The organism is Flavobacterium faecale (assembly GCF_003076455.1).
GTDB classification, from domain to species: Bacteria; Bacteroidota; Bacteroidia; order Flavobacteriales; family Flavobacteriaceae; genus Flavobacterium; species Flavobacterium faecale.
Map to the genome: position 1 here is coordinate 991,551 of NZ_CP020918.1, position 19,808 is coordinate 1,011,358.

General features: G+C 33.7%; 18 protein-coding genes. 4 read left to right on the forward strand and 14 right to left on the reverse strand.

Annotated features, from left to right (window positions below; all coding sequences use genetic code 11):
- Nucleotides 1-6: 6 nt before the first annotated feature.
- Nucleotides 7-1,107: a DNA-processing protein DprA gene (dprA, locus tag FFWV33_RS04350; protein ID WP_108739784.1), complete on the reverse strand. Its 1,101-nt coding sequence runs from the start codon at nucleotides 1,105-1,107 to the stop codon at nucleotides 7-9.
- Between the two features lie 103 nt (nucleotides 1,108-1,210).
- On the opposite strand from dprA, the gene FFWV33_RS04355 reads away from it, so the two are divergent.
- Nucleotides 1,211-2,158, forward strand: coding sequence for an HU domain-containing protein (locus FFWV33_RS04355; RefSeq protein ID WP_108739785.1), 948 nt, complete (start codon nucleotides 1,211-1,213; stop codon nucleotides 2,156-2,158).
- Between the two features lie 61 nt (nucleotides 2,159-2,219).
- Here FFWV33_RS04355 and FFWV33_RS04360 read toward each other — a convergent pair whose 3' ends face one another.
- Nucleotides 2,220-3,050: a DUF6503 family protein gene (locus FFWV33_RS04360; protein WP_211316285.1), complete on the reverse strand. Its 831-nt coding sequence runs from the start codon at nucleotides 3,048-3,050 to the stop codon at nucleotides 2,220-2,222.
- Nucleotides 3,051-3,412: 362 nt separating this feature from the next.
- On the opposite strand from FFWV33_RS04360, the gene FFWV33_RS04365 reads away from it, so the two are divergent.
- A complete protein-coding gene (locus FFWV33_RS04365) occupies nucleotides 3,413-3,982 on the forward strand; it encodes a DUF6515 family protein (protein WP_108742450.1) in 570 nt (189 codons plus the stop codon).
- Between the two features lie 480 nt (nucleotides 3,983-4,462).
- Here FFWV33_RS04365 and FFWV33_RS04370 read toward each other — a convergent pair whose 3' ends face one another.
- The 7 genes from FFWV33_RS04370 to FFWV33_RS04400 all read right to left on the reverse strand — a co-directional run bounded on the left by FFWV33_RS04370 (nucleotide 4,463) and on the right by FFWV33_RS04400 (nucleotide 11,281).
- Nucleotides 4,463-5,833: an aldehyde dehydrogenase gene (locus FFWV33_RS04370; protein WP_108739786.1), complete on the reverse strand. Its 1,371-nt coding sequence runs from the start codon at nucleotides 5,831-5,833 to the stop codon at nucleotides 4,463-4,465.
- A gap of 518 nt (nucleotides 5,834-6,351) precedes the next feature.
- On the reverse strand, nucleotides 6,352-6,609 hold the full coding sequence (locus FFWV33_RS04375) for a Txe/YoeB family addiction module toxin (protein WP_108739787.1): 258 nt from the start codon (nucleotides 6,607-6,609) through the stop codon (nucleotides 6,352-6,354).
- Nucleotides 6,610-6,864, reverse strand: a complete 255-nt coding sequence (locus FFWV33_RS04380; protein WP_108739788.1) for a type II toxin-antitoxin system Phd/YefM family antitoxin — start codon at nucleotides 6,862-6,864, stop codon at nucleotides 6,610-6,612.
- A gap of 441 nt (nucleotides 6,865-7,305) precedes the next feature.
- Nucleotides 7,306-7,701, reverse strand: a complete 396-nt coding sequence (locus FFWV33_RS04385; RefSeq protein ID WP_108739789.1) for a hypothetical protein — start codon at nucleotides 7,699-7,701, stop codon at nucleotides 7,306-7,308.
- A 589-nt stretch (nucleotides 7,702-8,290) separates the two neighbouring features.
- Nucleotides 8,291-9,517, reverse strand: coding sequence for a hypothetical protein (locus FFWV33_RS04390; protein ID WP_108739790.1), 1,227 nt, complete (start codon nucleotides 9,515-9,517; stop codon nucleotides 8,291-8,293).
- Between the two features lie 389 nt (nucleotides 9,518-9,906).
- Complete coding sequence (locus FFWV33_RS04395; RefSeq protein ID WP_108739791.1) at nucleotides 9,907-10,824, reverse strand: alpha/beta fold hydrolase; 918 nt, start codon at nucleotides 10,822-10,824, stop codon at nucleotides 9,907-9,909.
- A 13-nt stretch (nucleotides 10,825-10,837) separates the two neighbouring features.
- A complete protein-coding gene (locus FFWV33_RS04400; protein WP_108739792.1) occupies nucleotides 10,838-11,281 on the reverse strand; it encodes a hypothetical protein in 444 nt (147 codons plus the stop codon).
- A 111-nt stretch (nucleotides 11,282-11,392) separates the two neighbouring features.
- On the opposite strand from FFWV33_RS04400, the gene FFWV33_RS04405 reads away from it, so the two are divergent.
- Nucleotides 11,393-11,704 carry a transposase gene (locus FFWV33_RS04405; protein WP_108739487.1) on the forward strand — a complete coding sequence of 104 codons (312 nt, stop codon included), beginning with the start codon at nucleotides 11,393-11,395 and terminating at the stop codon, nucleotides 11,702-11,704.
- A 50-nt stretch (nucleotides 11,705-11,754) separates the two neighbouring features.
- Nucleotides 11,755-12,600, forward strand: coding sequence for an IS3 family transposase (locus tag FFWV33_RS04410; protein ID WP_245891521.1), 846 nt, complete (start codon nucleotides 11,755-11,757; stop codon nucleotides 12,598-12,600).
- Between the two features lie 314 nt (nucleotides 12,601-12,914).
- Here the strand turns inward: FFWV33_RS04410 and FFWV33_RS04415 are convergent, their stop codons facing one another.
- The 5 genes from FFWV33_RS04415 to FFWV33_RS04435 all read right to left on the reverse strand — a co-directional run bounded on the left by FFWV33_RS04415 (nucleotide 12,915) and on the right by FFWV33_RS04435 (nucleotide 19,686).
- Nucleotides 12,915-13,766 carry a T9SS type A sorting domain-containing protein gene (locus FFWV33_RS04415; protein ID WP_108739793.1) on the reverse strand — a complete coding sequence of 284 codons (852 nt, stop codon included), beginning with the start codon at nucleotides 13,764-13,766 and terminating at the stop codon, nucleotides 12,915-12,917.
- A 670-nt stretch (nucleotides 13,767-14,436) separates the two neighbouring features.
- Entirely contained in the window at nucleotides 14,437-14,853 is a 417-nt protein-coding gene (locus FFWV33_RS04420) for a hypothetical protein (RefSeq protein ID WP_108739794.1), read from the reverse strand.
- 372 nt (nucleotides 14,854-15,225) lie between these two features.
- Nucleotides 15,226-17,499, reverse strand: a complete 2,274-nt coding sequence (locus tag FFWV33_RS04425; RefSeq protein WP_108739795.1) for a helix-turn-helix domain-containing protein — start codon at nucleotides 17,497-17,499, stop codon at nucleotides 15,226-15,228.
- A 477-nt stretch (nucleotides 17,500-17,976) separates the two neighbouring features.
- Complete coding sequence (locus tag FFWV33_RS04430; RefSeq protein WP_245891654.1) at nucleotides 17,977-18,594, reverse strand: OmpH/Skp family outer membrane protein; 618 nt, start codon at nucleotides 18,592-18,594, stop codon at nucleotides 17,977-17,979.
- Between the two features lie 243 nt (nucleotides 18,595-18,837).
- Nucleotides 18,838-19,686, reverse strand: a complete 849-nt coding sequence (locus FFWV33_RS04435; RefSeq protein ID WP_108739796.1) for a class I SAM-dependent methyltransferase — start codon at nucleotides 19,684-19,686, stop codon at nucleotides 18,838-18,840.
- Nucleotides 19,687-19,808: the final 122 nt, after the last annotated feature.

Consider the following 19,808-nt stretch of genomic DNA (forward strand, 5'->3'; position numbering starts at 1 on the left):
GATTACTTAAATCGCCTCAAATAATTTGCCTGGCAAAGGTCTAATCACCCCTTTGAGTTCCATATTGAGCAACAAACCGGAAATTCTATAAATCGGAAATTCACATTCTAAGGCTATAATGTCCATTAATTCTTTACCGGTTTTTAGAAGATAATCGTATATTTTTTGTTCGTCAGGCTCTAATTCTACAAAAAGCTGTTTTTGAACCGGTTTTGCCATGGCCTGAATATCCCAATTTAGAATATAAATCAAATCGGCTGCAGAGGTGAGCACGTGAGCTTTTTGAGATTTGATCAAATTATTACAGCCCTGACTGTACTTATCGGTTACACGACCTGGTACAGCAAAAACATCTCTGTTATAATCGTTTGCCATGTTGGCGGTAATCAATGATCCGCCGCGATCTGCAGATTCTATTACAATGGTCGCTTCGGTCATACCTGCGACAATACGGTTGCGACGTACAAAATTCTCTTTATCAGGATTGGTGGTACTCCAAAATTCACTCATAAAACCACCGTTTTCTTCCATCCTTGCAACATACTTTTTATGCGGTTTAGGATAAATTTGGTTGAGTCCATGGGCAACAACACCAATAGTTTGCAAATTGTACTCCATTGCCAATTGGTGGGCTACAATATCAACACCATAAGCAAAACCACTCACAATTACAGGGTTAAGCGGCGCTAAATCTTCGATCAATTTTCTGCAAAATTCGGTTCCATACGAGGTAATTTGTCTCGTACCTACAATACTAATTAATTTGCGGTTGTTCCAATCAATGTTTCCAGAACTAAAAAGCAGTACAGGACCATCAAAACAATGTTTCAATCGGTCTGGGTAATTAGCATCCTGAAAATAATGTGTTTTGATGCCATTGGTTTCAATAAACTGCATTTCTTTGGTGGCTTTTTCAAAAACCGTTTTATCTTGCATATTTTTGAGCAACGCAGTCCCTACTCCATCAATTGAAGCAAGTTGTTGGGGCTTAGTTTTGAAAACTTCTTCGGCAGTGCCGTAGTTGGCAAGGAGCTTTTTGGCCATAATATCGCCAACACCGTCTACTCTTTGCAGTGCCAATAGGTAAAATAATTCTTGTTCTGTCATGCTAATGAATTGTGGCTGAAAAGTATAAAAATTTTATGGTATTTGTTAATAAAAATTGTGAATAAAATTTTGATAACTATTTTCATTACTTAACTTTGCCAATATGAATATCGAACTTTACATCGCCCAGCTTTTATACCGTTACCAGTGCGTTACCGTTCCTGGTTTTGGTGCTTTTTTGACCGAAATTCAATCTGCTCAGTGGATTGAGGAAAGTCATTCGTTTTCTCCACCAAAAAAATCAGTTTCTTTTAATACCAACATTCGAACAAATGATGGCTTACTAGCAAACCATATTGCCAATGCAGAGAAAACATCGTATAGCTACGCGGTGAGTGCGATTCAGCATGCTGTTTTGAATTGGAAAAACAATTTGGAGCAAAATGGAAAAATCATTCTTGACGAAATTGGTTCAATCCAATTGAACAGTGAAGGTAGTCTAGTTTTCAAACCTTTGGAGCAAAACAACTTCTTGACAAGTGCTTTTGGACTTTCTTCATTCATTTCTCCAGCAATTACGAGAGAAATTGAAGCGCATATTGAACCTGTTGAAGAAAAAGAAGTAATCGTTTTTGAGCCAGAAACAACAAATAGTCGTTCGTACTTGAAGTATGCCGCTATCTTTGTTCTTGGATTGGGATTGGCCGGTACAATTGCTTATCCTATGTATCAAAATGAGATGAATACGCAACAAACTTTGGTTGAAAAAGCGGTTCAAAAACAAGTAGAATCAAAAATTCAAGAAGCTACATTTTTTATCAAAAACCCGCTGCCTGCAGTAACTCTTTCGATAAAAGAAAATAAACCCGAAGTAGTAAAAATGTCCTACCATGTTATGGCAGGAGCGTTTAGAGACGAAAACAATGCCAACAAAATTCTGAAAAAATTACTAAACGCAGGTTTTGATGCGAAAAGGATTCCGTTGAACAAAAGCAATTTGTATCCAGTAATTTACGGTAGCTACAAAACTTTTTCGGAAGCAGAAAAAGCGAAAAAAGTAATTAATGATAAAGACAATCCAGATGCCTGGATTTTGATTGAATCACTATAAATCAATCGTCTACCCTATATAAAAAAACCTCCAAAGTATGTTTGGAGGTTTTTTTTGTGCCTTATTTAGTAAAGTCTGCTTTGGATAGTTGATTACCAAATTTAATATTTGTCCAATTGACCAAAATCCATGGATCATTAGTTTCTATAGCCTCCCAATTCGAACCTTTGTATTTTCGTTTGGTCGGAATCAATATACCGTCCACCTCTTCGTATTCCAATTTCATTAGTAAAGGATCTGTTTTACCAAAATCGACAACCGTAAACAAAAATTGATCTACTAAATTTGTAGACCTATTGATGTACAATTGGTAAATATCTTTTGGCTTATTGTCTTTTGAATCGAAAGTAATTTTGACCACACTATAATCGTTGCCATTGATTGCTTTATCACCTAGGTATTCATAATTGATTCCTGGATCTAATACTTTTTGCATCATAGCAAACCAATAAAAATTGGTGGCACGACTGAAAATAGCTCTTTTTACAATAGCAGGATCGGTCAAAACAACACCATTGTGCTTGATCCAATAGTCTGATCCATCGTACCCTTGCTCAATGGTACCTGCAAGATCAGGCAATGTGCGCTCGTGTTGTTGCATGTGTCCGTATGATAATTCGCCGTTAAAAATATATTTCTCTGTTGAAACATCTTTTTTACCGTCTGCTGTTTGATACGTATAAGTGTACACAACATCCTTTTTTTGTTGCAACTTATTGTAGTTACCCACTTTTTGCACCATATTGTAAACCAACTCATGGCCTCTGTTTTGAAAATTGGGAACCTTAACGGCTGCGACATTTACTTGTTGCTTATCGGCAACGGATTTCAGGTTGTTGCACCCACTCAAAACAACCAAACAAAACATACTAATACCTAACGTATTCTTCATAATAAATATAATTGAAACTATTTAAAGTCGAAAACCGACCTTCTTCCTATTGAGAATTCTGCAATGTTTAGCATTCGAATTCTCAAAAAACAGCATTTTTGCTAACCTAATCAATATTTTACTTTCGATAAAGCCCTTTAACAGAAAATTATATTTCAACAATTTATTCGCAAATTTCATCAAAATGGGCCTTTAAACCTTTTAGCAGGCTGTGTTATTTTCGAACAAAAACATTTAATCTATGTAATCCTCCTGTTTGTAGATACAAAAAGCGACATCGTCTATTTGAGTTTTTTAAACACTGCTTTGCTTATACCTTTACCTCAATGATTACAAATACTAACATTAAAAACATAAACAATATGAAAACTATTTATAAAACATTTGCAATACTTGCCATTTGTACCTTAACCGGAATTACTACAGTAAACGCACAGAACAAAAATTCAAAAAAGGTAGTGTCTAAAAAAGTGTCTATCCAACGTGTACCAGCCTCAAAAGTAACGTACAAAACACCTAAAAGTAAAGTAGCTACTGTGCGCACCCTATCCAACAAATCAACTATTAAATATAACGGTCAAAATTACTATTATTCCAATAACAAATACTACTCCTACTCACAGGGTCACTACGTAAACATTATGCCCAAAGTAGGTTTTAGAATAGCTGTTTTGCCACAAAACTATAACCGAATCCAATTTCAAAACCGCATTTATTTTCAATCTCAAGGAATGTTTTATATTCAAAGCGGATCTGATTATGAAGTGGTTAATCCAGAAATAGGGACGGTAATTTATGAACTTCCATCCGATTATGAGAAAGTTACAATCGACGGTCAAAGCTATTATGAATACGGAAATATATTATACGAAAAAATCCAAGATAACGGTACAAGAGCGTATGAAGTAGTAGGCTTTATCGACGCAAATTAAAATATACTACGTATTTTATTTTATTAATTCAGAGTGCAAAAATCCCCCTTATTGATGGTCAATAAGGGGGATTTTTATTTTCTGATTTCAAATAGTTTCTACTGTTTTAGTACGAGCCAAGAATTAGCACTGTTTTTAAAGGCGTGAAGAGACAAAACTGTTCAAGACAACAATAGTGTTGCTAAAATGCTTTTTTGATCGAATGACGCTTGTTTTTTTGGTGTTCTTTGATGTTGTTTTTCTCAAATTTTTGATTGAACAAGTCTAAGGTTTCTTCCCCGCCAAGTCCAACGCTTTCAAGGTAGAACGTACTTTTTCTGGATCAACCGAAATAGACCTTTGCTCTATAGCCTTCAAGAAAGCAATGCCTTACTTTTTTACTTTTTCCAGCAAATCTGGTAGTGCATCCCAGTCGTTTGTAATTCTTGGTTCTTCTTTTTTTTAATATAAAACAAATATTGATAAAATTCTAGTTTCGTTTTAACCCAACATCCACTTGATAAGCTTCAATTTAAAATCGGTATAAGGTGCATATTTGACATTTGGCTCCAACCAAGTGGGCTTGTCCAAAATACTTTTATAATGCGAAAAGGCATCAAAGCCATACTTGCCATGATAACTACCCATGCCGCTGAAACCCACACCTCCAAAAGGCATATTGCTGTTGGACAAATGCATGATACTATCGTTTACGGCCCCACCTCCAAACGAAACTTCGCTTAAAATTTTGTCAATCTGGGTTCGGTCTTTGCCATAAATATAGCAAGATAACGGCTTCGGACGGTCTTTGACAGCTGCAATGGCTTGATCGAGATTTGTAAAAGAAAGCACTGGCAAAATTGGCCCAAAAATTTCATCTTCCATCACTGGGTCTTCGAAATTGACGTTTTGTAGAATTGTTGGATGAATAAGTCGTTTGGCTGCATCCATTTCGCCACCAAAATACAATTTTTCACGATCGATTAATTTGGCTAAACGATCAAAGTTTTTGTCGTTTACAATCTGCACATAATTTTCGGTGAGACCATTCTTTAAGTCATAGAATTCGGTTATCGTGGCGGCAAGGGTTTTTAAAAATTCCTCTTCGATTTTCTTTTCAACCAAAATGTAATCGGGTGCTACACAGGTTTGACCTGCGTTAAAGAACTTGGCCCAAACGATCCTTTTTGCGGTCGTTTTCAAATCAGCATCCGCCAGAACAAAAGTCGGACTCTTCCCTCCTAGCTCAAGTGTTACGGGTGTGAGCAGTTTTGCAGCCGCTTGGTATATAATGCGTCCTACGGGAATACTACCCGTAAAAAATATTTTATCAAATCGGTGGTTTAACAATTCTGTGGTGGTTTCGACGCCACCTTCGACTACGTATAAAAATTTCGAAGGAAAATTTTCGTTTATTATTTTAGCCATCACTGCAGCCGTGCGCGACGGGAGTTCGCTAGGCTTGATCATGACCGTATTCCCAGCTGCAATGGCCGTGATTGCCGGTAACAGCGATAATTGGTACGGATAATTCCAAGCACCGATCACCAAGGTAACGCCAAGCGGTTCGGGAATGATATAGGATTTGGCCGGAAAATTTGCCATTCCTGTGGCTACTCGCCTGCGCTTGCTCCAACTTTTGATATTTTTAATAAAGATGTTAATTTCATGGTACAACAACGAAAACTCAGCCGAATAGGTATCAAATTTTGATTTCCCAAAGTCTTCGTAGATGGCGGTGTACATTTCGTCTTCGTGCGCTATGAGGACAGATTTTATTTTTTGCAATTGCTCAATTCGGAAGCTGACTTCTTTGGTTTGGTTCGAATTGAAAAACTCAAGTTGTTGGGTATAAATATTTTTGATTTCCATAGTACTGTAATTCAAATTTTATAATGATATGCGTTGCAAATACTGCAATTGATGGTTTAATTATTGATCCAGAAGAATAACTACTCGCCTAACCTACTTGGCTTTCGAACCAGCGTTTTGATTCTATTTTAACAAAGTAAAACCTTTTGCAGGATCAATGCGCAACCCTTAACACAACTTTAAAGCCATTTGCAAAGCAAAACAGATCAAAACATCTACAAATATCCCGAAAATAATTTTGACTTCTAAAAACGCTTGCTTTTTAGGCATTCGCTTCGGGCGGGCTCCCGAAAAGCGCCGGCACTGCACATTAAGAGCTCAAACAATTGCTCTTATCCCTAATGCTGGTTTTGGGGAATTATTGGGCGTTTTCGTTTAAAATTTTGGATTGCATTGTGAGGATTGAGATTCCATTTCCCTAAAGAAATAAATGCCGTAAATAAACGTGTTACAGAAATTAAGACTTGTGGTAAAATAAAATAGGTGCTTTCTGCAAACAAGCAGAAGGTGTAGTACAGTTAATCGTAATGGTGTCTACATTTCAAAATTTGAATTTCATCATTGATAAATCTATAAATTAATCTATGTTCATCATCAATTCTTCTCGACCAAAATCCAGCATATTTGTGTTTCAAAGTTTCTGGTTTTCCAATTCCCTCAAAAGGATTTCTGGAAATATCTTTGAGCAGATCATTTATTTTTTTTACTTTCTTCTTGTCTATTTTTTGCCAATACAAATAATCTTCCCAAGATTCATCAACAAATACATATTTCATTTAGTCTTCAATTAAGTCTTTAGAAATTGTGTTTCCATTCTTAAATTTATCAATTGCAGCATCTAACCTTCGTTCGTTCATTCTGCTTGATAACTCATAATTTGTTGCCATAAGCGAGTTATATTCTTCAAGTGAAATAACAACAATCCCCGAATCTTTCCCACGATTTATAATTAGAGTTTCAAAGTTTATTGCTACTCTATCAAAGTAAGATTTGATATCCTTTCTGAAATCTGAAATATTTGTGACTACCATAATTTACGTATATTGTACAAAGTTATGTACAATATTTTTATTTTACACCCTTTTTGTCAAAATATTGAAACGAAGGTCTCAACTGGCGCTTGACTGCGTCGAGTGTCAATTTTAATTTTGAAAAAAAATTTTAGCGTTTTTAACGCAATACCTTCTCACACAAAAATATTTTCAGATGAAGTACAAATTAGTACTGACTAATAATATAAACTTCTTCTTTTTACAATATCCGCGCTGTAAACGCTAGGATTGTTGGTTTATTGAAAGTAGGTATTCGTTGCAAACGAGCAGCAGCTGGGGGGTCGCAGTAATAGTAACTAAATATCTTTGCTATGCAGATAATTTTAACCAATCCAACAGCTCAAGCAGGAAAACAATTGTATAAGCTTGTGATGACATTTTATAGTCGATAAGTTAGTCTGCAAAATTATATGTCTGCATTTAATCATAACTATTATTATAATCTAAAACAGCCTCTTTAATTGATAACTCTATTTCTCTAATATTATCAGCTTTCAAAGAAAAATCTCCTCCATCAAATGCTCTTAATTTTTTATAATACATTTCCATTTTGCTTCGAAATGAATCATTAGTTTTTTTGCTTCTTAATTCAAATACCCAATCAATTAGGTCATCTACTTTCTTTTTATTACTGTCATATAAAGCTTGTCTTCTATTTATAGCTGCTCTCATCATGTTTAAATCATTGGTAGATAGTGGCACAAAGTTAGACTGAACATTAGCTGGAATAGGTTTTTCATAACGACTAGTTTGTGCGTTAATACTATTACTTAGCGGGAAAAATATAAAAATTGCAATTATATGAGGTATTTTCATTTTTATTGGAGTTATTTGATTTGTTGAAATTTATATTTAGTTAAATTTTTTTTTAACGTCTTAAAACCTTTTTATTTTCATATGTTTTAAATTCAGGAATTAAAACGTCTAAATTCATATTTTTTAATAATAGAAGCATTTGAAAAATATTGTCTTTAGAGCTAAAGTCTATTAATTTCAATGTTTTCGTTTGCGTAGAAGTTAAATTAAATTCTGTTCTAATATTTTTTCCAGAAGCATTAATACCTAAATTAATTGCAATTTTTTTTGAGTCAGTAAAAAAAAGTTTGCTTTATTCTTGTGTCCGTGTTGTTCAGTTATGTATTCGATATTTAAGAAATTTGTATCCCAATCTGTTGGTGGTTTTTGTAGGTCGTATCGTTATAAAGTAATCTCTAATTCTTTAGTCATTTCTTGTAATTTTTTCACTTTTTTTTTAAGCTAGCCACTAACGTTGTTGTATAAGCTTTGTTGAGTTGTTTAAGCAGTGAATTTAATAAATAAAACATGAACGGCGAAATTCCGGAGGAATTTCCCAAGTGAGCTAAAACCAGCAATAAAGTTTATATGGTGTTGGCTGTAGTTTTTTTTATGTCGAATGTAATATTAAATAATCAATTATTTTGACTGAAAAAGAATCTAACTGAGTGAAACCAGAATTTTCTAAAAACCAATGATTTTTATTCCAAATTCCTAACTTTAAATTTAATCTGTAGTTTATATATTGACTTTTCGCTACAATACTAGTATCTCCAGAAATGAAAACCTCGATAGTTGTTTTATCTCTAAAAATTAAGAATCGTTCTTTATCAAGTTCCTTGAGCTTAATGTTTTTTTCTGTTTCTAAATGTAAATTTATTTTCGTAATATTTTTATTTAATTCAAATATTATTTTTTGAAAATCTTTTTCAGTCCTAGGTCTTAATTCAGGAGAACCAATTTTTATTTTAAATGGTCTTTTGTTTTTAACATATTTAAGAATTAATGGTATTTTGATATAATTATCATTTATTCTGTTTGCAAACATTATTAAATAGTATGGTATAAATATGATTAAATCTCTTAAAATGTTTATAGGAGTTAAAACATAATTTAATTTGTGTTTTTTTAAAATATCTACAAGATGTTTTCTAGTTGCACTTTTATATAAAGTTGTACTTGGAGTCAATAAATTATTTTCAATACTTTCCCTTGATTTGTCGTAATTTATTGCTGTGAATAATGTGTATTTATCTTTTTTTGGAATTATTTCATCACGTTTGTTATATAGATAAAGCTTATCTATAAATATCCATTTTGATTTAGGATTTAACTGATAGTAAAATTCAAGATAGTACGTGTTTGCGTCATAAAAATCAAATTTTGATTGTAATATTTGGTCAGATAGTATTAATGTTACTGATTTATTAGAGTTAGGAAGAATGTTGATAGAGTTGAAAATTATTCTTTCTTGATTGTCTATACTTTGGATTTTTTGAGGTATTGTATCTATAAATTCTGAGGAATAAAAAATTGTTTTTTTAGAATTAATTTGGTCATTTCTATATATTCTTACTGCAAAATCATTAATTATTCCATACCTTTTTCGATGATTAGCTATTTCAATATTACATATTATAGAACTTAAGAAAGTTTCTCCCTTTTCGGTGTTTTCTGTTTCTGAAACGACTTTTGTTCCAACAAAAATTGTAGGTTTAAATCGAATTAAGTAATTATCCATAAATGACACGATACCTAAAAATCCACCAATAATTGATAGTGTTTTAATGATATTGTCGGCTGTAAACAGTGCATTTATAAATACTATTTCGGTCATCTTTTAGTTTGAGTGGTAAATTACAGCTAACGTCAGTCTGTGAAAAAACTTCCGTTTATTTCCCCAAATATAAGTAAACAATTAATGTAAGCGAAAGAAAAGTTGTATATTTAAGTCAACTGATAAAAAATAGCAAATAAGGAAACCATACCCCCCTCCTAGCCCCGATTAAAGTGAAAATCCTTTTGTGGTGACGAAAGGAACCATAAAAGATTGTAACGGAAAGCGGGAACCATACTTCCTGAAAAAGCTATTATTTCCGCTCCAAAAAAAGCAGCTAATTCCAACTTGCATTGAACATTGTCAATTCTTCCGAACTGAAATTGTTACCTACTTAAATTTAATGGGAAAAATATCTAAAAATTGCAACGGATGCACATCTGATCGCTTTATAACCAATCAACAATACTCTTTAAAAAAGCTTCCTGCTGATCAACAAACAAATAATGTGAGCAATTATCTAACAATACAAATTGTTTGCTACCAACGATTCTGCTCATTTTCTTCATTTGTGCCTGGCCAAAAATGCTATCCTGCTTTCCGTAAATGCCGCACACTTTGATTTGAGTTCTTAATTTTTTTAATATCGCTTTTGTTTTGATGTTTTTGAGAGCTTCGTTTTGATAAAATAGGATTGGAGCATTTTGATTTCTTATATTATTATCCAACACTTCATTTTGATAGGTTTGTCGCAAATCTTCAGCCTTTTTAGTGGGATTAGGCATCTCAAAGAAGTCGTTTTCATACGCTAGGTCAAAGCATTTTTTTCTGTATGCTGCCGAATTTTTGTCTGTGTTTTTTAAAACTGCTATTTCTTCTAATTTTAAAGTATCTCTATTACTCTGATAGATTTTGCTAACCGATTTAATAATGTTATCGTAAGTTGCTTGTTGATCAAACAAACCTCCTGCGAGAATTAAACAGCTTACCATTTTGGGTTGCTTTTCGGCGAAAAGTGTAGCTACCAAACCACCAAAACTGTGTGCAATAAGGGCGGCTTTTTCAATTTTGTGCTTTTTGTAGATGGAAACTAAATCTTTTCTGCTCTCCTCATACGTATAGGTGGCCGTAGGATCACCCGACCGACCTTCTCCTCTTCTATCATAAACTATGACGTAAAATCCTTTTTCGGCAAGGTTTTGGGCCGTGGTAAACTCAAAAAGCGTTGCGTTTCCGCTTGGTCCTCCGTGAATAAAAATAACTGCTTTGTCTTCTCTGCTTCCAAATGCTTTGGAATAAAGGGTTTCTGGTTGGCCCTTTGCTATAAACGAAAGTAAAAAGCAAAACATCAGTACTGTGTTTTTCATCTATAACTACTATTTAAATTTTATATAACTTGGTTACCTTATTTTTGAAATAATATTCAACTGCATCAACATTACCGTTTTCTATTATTTCTCTTTTTTTATGATCAATAATAAAACTTACTTTGGTTATCCAGGTACTGGAGATATTTGAAAAATTAGATACTATTTCTTTATCATCCGACTCTATTTCTATTTCATATTCTGCTGTTAGCAACAGTAATTTGATTCCGTCAAAAGTTTTTAAATCGGAATGCCCCAAAATTATTGCATTCAGGAGCAAAAAGCCATTCAATTCTTGAAAACTGACCCAAAACTGACCTTCTGTTGATTCTGCAATTTTAGTTCCCGAAATGTTTTTGATTTTTTCTTCGGTATTGGTATCAATATGCAGGCGCTCCATTGCTCTCATGTTCCCGAATGCTGCCAAAATTTCGTCCTTAACTTTAAATAAATCCATGATTCTTAGTCTTTATTTTTTTTATAAACCCTAATTCGTAATGGTAATTGATATTTTAGCCCCTTATAAGTTCAGAGTGATATTCTAAATTTCAAATAGTACATTTGAGATATGAAATACAAGAAATGGAGTTTAGAAGAGAAGTTGGAAATTTTATCTTCTTGCGAAGATTTAGGCGTTGTAGAAACCTGTCGTAAATACAGTGTTAGTACAGGAAGTTTGTATAGTTGGAAGAAGAAGCATGAAAAACAAGGAGAGGCAGGCTTAAAAGTTACTTATGACGATCGTAGCAAAGAGTTAAAGCAAGCAGAGGAAGAGAACAGAATTCTACGTAAATTATTAGCTAATAAAGAAATTGAACTAGAAATTGGACGTGAACTTTTAAAAAAAAAGTTTGGGACGTCCGATCCAAGAAAGATTTAGTTGATAGTATCTGTAGCAAACATAAAATCAGTAAAAGCAAAGTCATTTGTATGTTAGGTATGAATCAAAGCAGCTATTACCGAAGGCCAAGTCTTGGCAAAAAAGGTAATAAGCCTAGTGTCTTTACTTATAATAAGTTCAAGGGAATGGTGAGTCAAGAAACTGTTATAGCATCGGTTAAAGAGATTTTAAGCCATGAGTTTATAGACTGCGGATACCGCTTAATGACTTCTTACTTACATCGAGATGGATATAAGATTAATCACAAAAAGCTTTACCGAATTATGAAAGAAGAAGGCTTGTTAAAACTCGAAAATAGGATAAACAGGAGTGGTTCTGGGCGTAAGTTTGTAAAATATAGAAAGGTTATTACTGTTAGGCCGTTTCAGTGTATAGAAATGGATATTAAGATGGTTTGGATTCCTAGTGTAGGTAAAAATGCCTACTTACTATCAATCATAGACGTTCATACCCGTAGAATTTTAAAAGATTACTTCTCTTTTTCAATAAAACAGAACAAAGTAATAACATTCCTTTCTGATTTATTTTTAGAATACCAATACCCTGAAAACGTTGTTATTAGAAGTGATAATGGTAGTCAATTTATTGCCAAAAGTGTTCGTGAATACCTAGGTATAATAGGTGTTCAGCAGGAATTTACACATGTAGCCACACCTGAAGAAAATGCACATATTGAAGCTTATCATGGAATCCTAAAAAAAGAAGTGTTCCAAAGGGTTGATTATAGAACTTTTGGAGAAATTGAACAGATATTAAAAAGGTATGTGATTTTCTATAACAATAATAGGCTGCATGGGCTATTAGGACGTATTACACCAATGGAAAAATGGAACCAAGATAAAGATCTAATTTTATTGGAAAAATTAACCGCATAATTAATAATCGAAATTTAGAATAATACTCTTGTTTTATAGGGGTCAAAACAATTGATTTATATCATTAAAAAATGATCCATTCTATTTTGATAAATATACAAACTATTACATATAAAAATTCCGCAAAGTCAGGAGACATTTGCGGAGCTTTTCGTAGGAACTATTTTTATTATTGAGGCAATAGTAGCTATAGTTCTCAGCGGTGGGTGTTATAGTTGAATTAAAACAGAAAATAGCAGAACAGTACCAAACTTTATAGTTTGCACTGAACTGCTATTTTTTTGTCTACATTGTTTACAAAGGTTATTTTTTCTTTATGCCTTTATAAATTTAATAGTATTTCCGTTTTTGAATTTTAAGAAATATATTCCACTAGTAAGATTATGAATCTCAATTTTATTATTTTCGAGAACAATTCCACTTTTTACTACTTGACCTAAAGTATTGTATATTTCGTAATTCTCTATTTCGTTTAATCCAATTATTTCAATAAAATCATTAGATGGGTTAGGGAAAACTTTAATTCCAGCTTGAGTTAAATTATATTCATTGGTTGATAATGTATATGATTGCAACCCTATGATTGTATTTAATGCTGGTTCCGTCCAACATACACCTTTGAAAAGCAATGTGTTTTTAGGTTTTATTGTCCATTCAGATTCAATGAAAGTAGAATTAGGGCTAACGTTATTGTTTCTTTTGACATATGAATTTTTAAAATTCCAAGTTTTTAACTCTCCATTTTGTCCATCAATACCATAAATATCTATAACTTGGTCACTTTTTGAAGAATCAACTAATCTTATTTTTTCGCCACCTTCTACACTAGATATTAATGAACCAAAAGTTGTATTTGAAGCTGTTCTAATCCCTGGAAAATTATTATCAAAAGCTGTAATATCGTTAACTAAATAAAGAAATGTATCTGTATATTCTCCAACTCCAATATTGTTGTTAATAACCCAAAAATCTGCAGATGCAAATTGATATTGTATTTTTAAGTTTGTTACATCAACGGTACCGTCAACATATAACTCAATTACTTGTGGTGCTGTTGATCCCGTTGGACAATTACCTACAACTAGTCCTGTTATTCTAACACTCTGAGAATAAGAACTTATACTACATAATAAAATAATTAAACTGCTAAGTAATGTTTTTTTCATAATTATAAATTTTAATTTTATTTTAAATAGTTTACAAATATAGTTATAAATCTTACTTAAACGGTCAACTACTTCCTTTTTTTAAGAAGTTACTTATGTAGCGAAATATCATTTTAAGCTTTTGCTTACTTATCACTTTAGATGGATACAAGATTGTAATCACTAAGTTTCCAGGTTAACGAAAACGTGATGCGCAACAGTAATTCCCTAAACTCCGACTATACCAAAACAGCTGGTAAGCATTCGTGATTATCTATTGCTGGTATCTAATTTTTTCAGCTACTATTTTGTGGTTACAAAGTGGTTTAAAACGTTGAAATTTTGATCGAATGTAAATAGTTACACTTGATTATGAATATATAAGCAAGGAACTTATGCATTGATGTTCAAGAAAACGTGCAAAAACCAGCCTAATTTAAGGCTCAAAAAAAAAGAGGACGCTTTGTCCTCTTAATCCCGAAGCGTCGGGGACTAAACTTGTTTATCGATATCCCCATAGTGGCGGAAGTAGAGCGGTGAGCGTATCCTTAGCGATAGCCGCATGGCTCAACCGCGGTTTCATTAGTACGTATGTTCGCTATAGCTCGAATATTGGCTTTTCAAAACCGACGAAATTTTAGCTGTTATGGGCTACCTTTGTTATATAACTAAGTTTGATCTGTAAATTGTTTTAAAGCAAATAATTTTTAAATAACTTGTTTATTTCTATAACTGTAAAATTTGACTCATTTAATTCTATACCATATTCAAATTTTTTAAAATTTTCTAACTGTGAATAAATACTACATTTCCACGCTTCAGGATTTATTGCAATTATTTTTCTTTCTAATTCCTTTCCGCCACCTTGTTTGTGATATTCACTTAAATTTTTCGGTAAATTAAGTTTTCTTCTTTCATCATCTTCCCTAAAAGATATATTAATATTATCTATAGTTTTGTGTTTTTCTTCATTGTGTGAACATTCTAAATAAAATGCGCCTTTCTCTGAAAAATCATTTTTTTTATATTTTATTGAATTTTCCGAAATAAATTTCTTGAATTCATTTCTTGCTATTTCAAATGCAGATTCTAATGTTATTATTTCCATTTAATTATATTATTGACTTTAGCATTTTTTTTTTAGGGTTGCCACTACCGTGTATATAGACGAAACAAACCTTCATCTATACACCCAAAATTAGGTAGCTTTACGAATGTATCATTTCGTTTTGTTACTTTCTCCAAATATATTATTTTTTTCTTACAAAAATCTAACACATACTGGCCTTAGACCTTTTCAATACTTCTCAACTGATAAAAAATAGCAAATAAGGAAACCATACTCCCTTCCTAGCCCCGATTGCCCCGAAGTGTCGGGATGAATCCTTTTATGGTGACGAAAGGAACCATAAAAGATTGTAGCGGAAAGCGGGAACTATACTTCCTGAAAAAGCTATTATTTCCGCTCCAAAAAAAGCAGTTAATTCAAACTCGCCTTGAACATTTTCAATTCTTCCCAACTGAATTTGTCACCCATTTTTTCTTTCATTGGATTCAGGGATTCTTCTTGGTAGAATTGGAAAGCGGCTGTTAATTCTGTGATTTTATTGGCGGGTAGTATGTCTGTGATGGCGACTCTTTTGGCTTGAATTAATTTGACCAAATGGCTCTCAATAGTTTGATCGGTTAATTTTCGCAAAATAGCGATTTCGGCAATTGAATTTTTGGCTTGCCAGAGTTCGAAAGTTTCGTCTACGGTGGATTTTTTAGGTCCTTTTTTGTCGGTTTTTTGTTTGGCGGCATAACGATCTACATCGGCTTCGTCTTCAATCAAAGTTACATGGGTTTCTTTGAACTGGTTTTGAATGGCGTTGGTTTTTCGAGACAAATAATTCCTGATGTCGCTGGAAGTTAGTTTTTCTTTGGAGATGCTCTCGCCGGCAACTACGGTTTCGATTAACAACTTGGCTTTCATCAATAGCAATACCGATTTGGACTGAAAATCTTCTAGCACTTTGAGTTCTTCGTAGCGGGTTTTGGCTTTTTGCAAGCGTTTTACTTCTTCGATTTTCCAAAGGATTTCGAAAACCAATTCGTCCAGAGCGGGCAGGAAATAATTAAAAGCGGCTTCGATACGTTGTGAAACGTGAAGTAAGTCGACGGTTTCTTGCCTGAAAATGTTGTTGAGCTGTACAATGAACTTCTGAGCTGATACATACAGCCCGTCCATCATTACAAAATATTTGTTGGCCCATACCGCATGCGCCGATTTGGCTGGCGCTTCGGGATCTTCATTGTAACTGTATTTGTGAGTGCGCCATTCTTGCGCCAATTCTTGCCAATCAAAACTGTTTATGAGGTAGTTATGAATGAAATTTTTGGTTTCGAAATGGAGCGAATTTTTTAAAGTCTCGTCTGTGGCTTTGTTTTGGGCGTATTCCATGACTTCTTCGTCATTGGAAATGCCGTTCATACGCAGCGGAGAAAGCAAAATAAGCCCTTCTAACGAGCGCAAACGCGATAATGCCACATAGGCTTGCCCAGGCATAAAAACTTGTGAAACATCGATCGCAGCTTTATCAAATGTTAGTCCTTGGCTTTTGTGTACCGTAATCGCCCAAGCCAACTTGAGTGGATATTGTACAAAAGTCCCCAAAATCTCTTCTTGAATCTCTTTGGTCAACGGATCAACAGTGTATCGAATGTTTTGCCACTCGTATTTGTCTACTTCGATGGTTTTATTTTCTTCGGGAAAATGTACTCGCACTTCTTTGGTCGAAAGGGATTTGATTACTCCCATTTTTCCGTTGAAATAATGTTTGTCTGCAGATAAATCATTTTTGACAAACATGACTTGTGCGCCCAATTTTAGACCCAATTCTTTTTCAAGCGGATACATTTTTTCTGGAAAGTCATCGGCAATATCAGGTTTGTAGCTAACCAAACTTCCCTCCAAATCAGCCAAGGCTTGGGCATTCATCGTATCGGCTTTGGCATTGTGGGTGGTCAGCGTGATATACCCTTTGTTTGCTTTTAGATCAAAATTGGGTTGCACGTATTGGTTTAACGCCTGCACATCTGCAGCGGTAATGGTATTGTTTCGTAAATTGTTGAGTACGGATATAAATTTGTCATCGCTTTGACGGAAAATCTTGGATAACTCAATATACAAGGGCGGACTTTGCTGTACGGCATGGGAATGGAAAAAGAATTTGCCTCGGTAATATTGACGCAAAGTACTCCACTCCTCGTCACGAATCACGGGTGGCAATTGCAGCAAATCTCCAATATATAAGACTTGTACTCCGCCAAAAGGTGTCGATTTTTTGCGTACGGTTTGCATCATAAAATCTATAGCATCCAATAAATCGGCACGCAACATACTCACCTCGTCTATCACGAGCAATTCCATGTTGTGAATCACGGCTTTTTTGGTTGCGTTCATCTTGAAATGACGTCGCAAGGTATCTTTTGACTCAAATTTGGTACGTTCATTGAACTGCGAAGGCACATTGAACGCCGGAATAAAACCACCAAATGGCAATTGAAACATGGAGTGAATGGTTACCCCACCCGCATTAAGCGCCGCAATACCCGTAGGTGCGACCACAACGGTATTTTTGTGGGTAGATTCAATGATTTGACGCAGTAGTGTCGTTTTCCCTGTCCCTGCTTTTCCGGTCAAGAAAATAGACCGTTGGGTTTGGTTAATAAATTGCAAGGTATAAGTTGCGGCTTCGGTTAGGGTTTGCATGGCGTATAGATAAAATTGAGGTAGTAAATTTACGTTTTTTTGGGTATAAAAAACATGTAGAAAAGAATTGAAAAAAGAATCTTGACTGCATCCAATTTTAATGTCATTAAGTTACAATGTATAGTGTCTTCTTTTCACGCAGATTTAGCAGATTTTTTCACTTTACTATCGGCTAAAATCTGTGAAATCTGCGTGCCATAATTTTTATATTTATAATCATAATTACAAAATCAAAAAAAAAAGAATCTCGACTGCATCCAATTTTAATGTCATTAACTTAAGATGTATACCGCCCCCTTTTCACGCAGATTTAACACATTTAGCAGATTTTTTCAGTTTTTGATTAGCTACAATCTGTGAAATCTGCATGCTAAAACTTTAATATTTACAACCTTAATAACTTTCTGCACAACTTGACATAAAAAAACCTCCATTCTGGCTCAGAATGAAGGTCTTTTATATTGTTTTCGAAAAGAATTACTTTTTAGTTTCTTCTTCTACTTTTTCTTCTTTTTTGTCTTTAGAAGCATATTTGTCATTCAATTCTTTGATGATCGTTTTTGTGATATCAAATTTATCTTCTGCGTACAATACAGATGCTACATCACCTGTACCGTAGATGTATGCGTAACCGTTCTTTTTACCATAGTCTTTGATGAATTTTTTCACACCCGTAACAAGTGTATCCATCTCTGCACCACTAGCCTGTTGCAATTGTTGAGACAAAGCTTGTTGCGCATAACCCAACTGTTGTTCTCTTTTTTGCAATTCAGCTGCTTTTTTCTGTGCCCACTCTTGACCGTTTGCTTGTGCTTGTTTTTGAAAGTTGGCAGCATCTTGTTTGAAACGATTAATTTCAGCTTCCAACTGTCTTCCTTTTTCTTCTGACTGTGCTTTGTATTTTGCTTCAAGGTCTTTTGCCTCTGTGTATTCTTTCATCAATTCTGAAGTATCAACATAAGCAGTTTTCACTTCTTTCACTTCAGCTTGCTTTTGACATGATATAATCGAAATTGCCATTGCAGCAATTATTAAAACTTTTTTATTCATTTTTTTTGTATTACTATTTTTTAATTCTTGAGTTGATACTTTCATTTTGGTTTTTTGTAATTGTTGTGATTGGAACAAAAATATAAAAAATTTGTTTGAAACCTAAAAATGTTTGAAAATAGTCTCCTTTTCGCACTATTAGATTTCTTTATCATTGTTAATAAAAACATCATTTAAAGCTATAAAAAATGACTTTTATAGCTTCGATTTAAGCGATTTTCGAAAAATTCGATACATAATGCACCTTTCCGCAATAAATCGAGCCGTAAAACCTACTTAAAATGATTTTTACTTGTTTTTCAGCACATAAGTATGTGATGAGTACTCCATATCGCGCTTTGCCTTGGCATTGGATTGCAAACCGATAAAAAATGCTTTAACGAAATTCATTTTCCCTGTTTTGTATTTTTCAGAAAGTAAACTAACGTAAAAAGAATCAAATTTCATGGGTAGTACTTTTTTAAGTTCCATCCCCTCTTTTTCGAAAAGTTTCTGAATTGCTTTTTTAGAAAAATGCCAAAAGTGAATCGGCACATCATAAGCAGCCCAAAATTCTTTGTAATGTCTTGCATCGAATGATTTAAAATTCGGAACTGCAATAATCAAAGAGCCCGAAGGTTTTAATAAACGTTTCAATTCCTTAACCTGAAAATCCAAATCAGGAACGTGTTCCAAAACATGCCACATCGTAATCACGTCAAAAGAATGATCTTGCAGTTCTAAAGTTGCATTTACAAATTCAATTCCTTTTGATAATGCTATGTTCTTGGCTCTATCACTTGGCTCTACTCCTATTGCTTTCCATCCGTTCTCTTTGGTCACGTTCAAGAAATCACCAGTACCTGAACCAATATCAAGAATACTCCCTTTTGAAGGCTGCAACTCATTAATTAGATTCAGTTTGTTTTTTAAAGCAATTCCTTTTACAAAATGATATGCTTTCTCGAATAGTGATCTTTTGTTATCAGTATGCGAAATATAATCTTCACTCTCATAATATTTACCAAGAACCTCTAAACTCGGTTGCGGATGAGTAACGAGCATATCCAAAGACTCGTCGTGATAAAGATCAAAAACCTCTTTGGAAACCGAATGGTCTTTTACAGTAAGAAAATGTTTTTTATTTGAAATATTCATTTTTTAGTTTAGTATTCAGTCTCGGTTTTCAGTCTTCATTATATTTAGATTGAAAATCGAACTTCACAGTTTAATTAATTTATAAAAACTCTTTTGGTAGTGATAGCAGGACTTACGGCCGT

Bases quoted from the DNA above. Each gene is read 5' to 3' on its own strand.
- dprA (WP_108739784.1), bottom strand. From the start codon at position 1,107: ATGACAGAACAAGAATTATTTTACCTATTGGCACTGCAAAGAGTAGAC.
- FFWV33_RS04355 (WP_108739785.1), top strand. From the start codon at position 1,211: ATGAATATCGAACTTTACATCGCCCAGCTTTTATACCGTTACCAGTGC.
- FFWV33_RS04360 (WP_211316285.1), bottom strand. From the start codon at position 3,050: ATGAAGAATACGTTAGGTATTAGTATGTTTTGTTTGGTTGTTTTGAGT.
- FFWV33_RS04365 (WP_108742450.1), top strand. From the start codon at position 3,413: ATGAAAACTATTTATAAAACATTTGCAATACTTGCCATTTGTACCTTA.
- FFWV33_RS04370 (WP_108739786.1), bottom strand. From the start codon at position 5,833: ATGGAAATCAAAAATATTTATACCCAACAACTTGAGTTTTTCAATTCG.
- FFWV33_RS04375 (WP_108739787.1), bottom strand. From the start codon at position 6,609: ATGAAATATGTATTTGTTGATGAATCTTGGGAAGATTATTTGTATTGG.
- FFWV33_RS04380 (WP_108739788.1), bottom strand. From the start codon at position 6,864: ATGGTAGTCACAAATATTTCAGATTTCAGAAAGGATATCAAATCTTAC.
- FFWV33_RS04385 (WP_108739789.1), bottom strand. From the start codon at position 7,701: ATGAAAATACCTCATATAATTGCAATTTTTATATTTTTCCCGCTAAGT.
- FFWV33_RS04390 (WP_108739790.1), bottom strand. From the start codon at position 9,517: ATGACCGAAATAGTATTTATAAATGCACTGTTTACAGCCGACAATATC.
- FFWV33_RS04395 (WP_108739791.1), bottom strand. From the start codon at position 10,824: ATGAAAAACACAGTACTGATGTTTTGCTTTTTACTTTCGTTTATAGCA.
- FFWV33_RS04400 (WP_108739792.1), bottom strand. From the start codon at position 11,281: ATGGATTTATTTAAAGTTAAGGACGAAATTTTGGCAGCATTCGGGAAC.
- FFWV33_RS04405 (WP_108739487.1), top strand. From the start codon at position 11,393: ATGAAATACAAGAAATGGAGTTTAGAAGAGAAGTTGGAAATTTTATCT.
- FFWV33_RS04410 (WP_245891521.1), top strand. From the start codon at position 11,755: ATGTTAGGTATGAATCAAAGCAGCTATTACCGAAGGCCAAGTCTTGGC.
- FFWV33_RS04415 (WP_108739793.1), bottom strand. From the start codon at position 13,766: ATGAAAAAAACATTACTTAGCAGTTTAATTATTTTATTATGTAGTATA.
- FFWV33_RS04420 (WP_108739794.1), bottom strand. From the start codon at position 14,853: ATGGAAATAATAACATTAGAATCTGCATTTGAAATAGCAAGAAATGAA.
- FFWV33_RS04425 (WP_108739795.1), bottom strand. From the start codon at position 17,499: ATGCAAACCCTAACCGAAGCCGCAACTTATACCTTGCAATTTATTAAC.
- FFWV33_RS04430 (WP_245891654.1), bottom strand. From the start codon at position 18,594: ATGAAAGTATCAACTCAAGAATTAAAAAATAGTAATACAAAAAAAATG.
- FFWV33_RS04435 (WP_108739796.1), bottom strand. From the start codon at position 19,686: ATGAATATTTCAAATAAAAAACATTTTCTTACTGTAAAAGACCATTCG.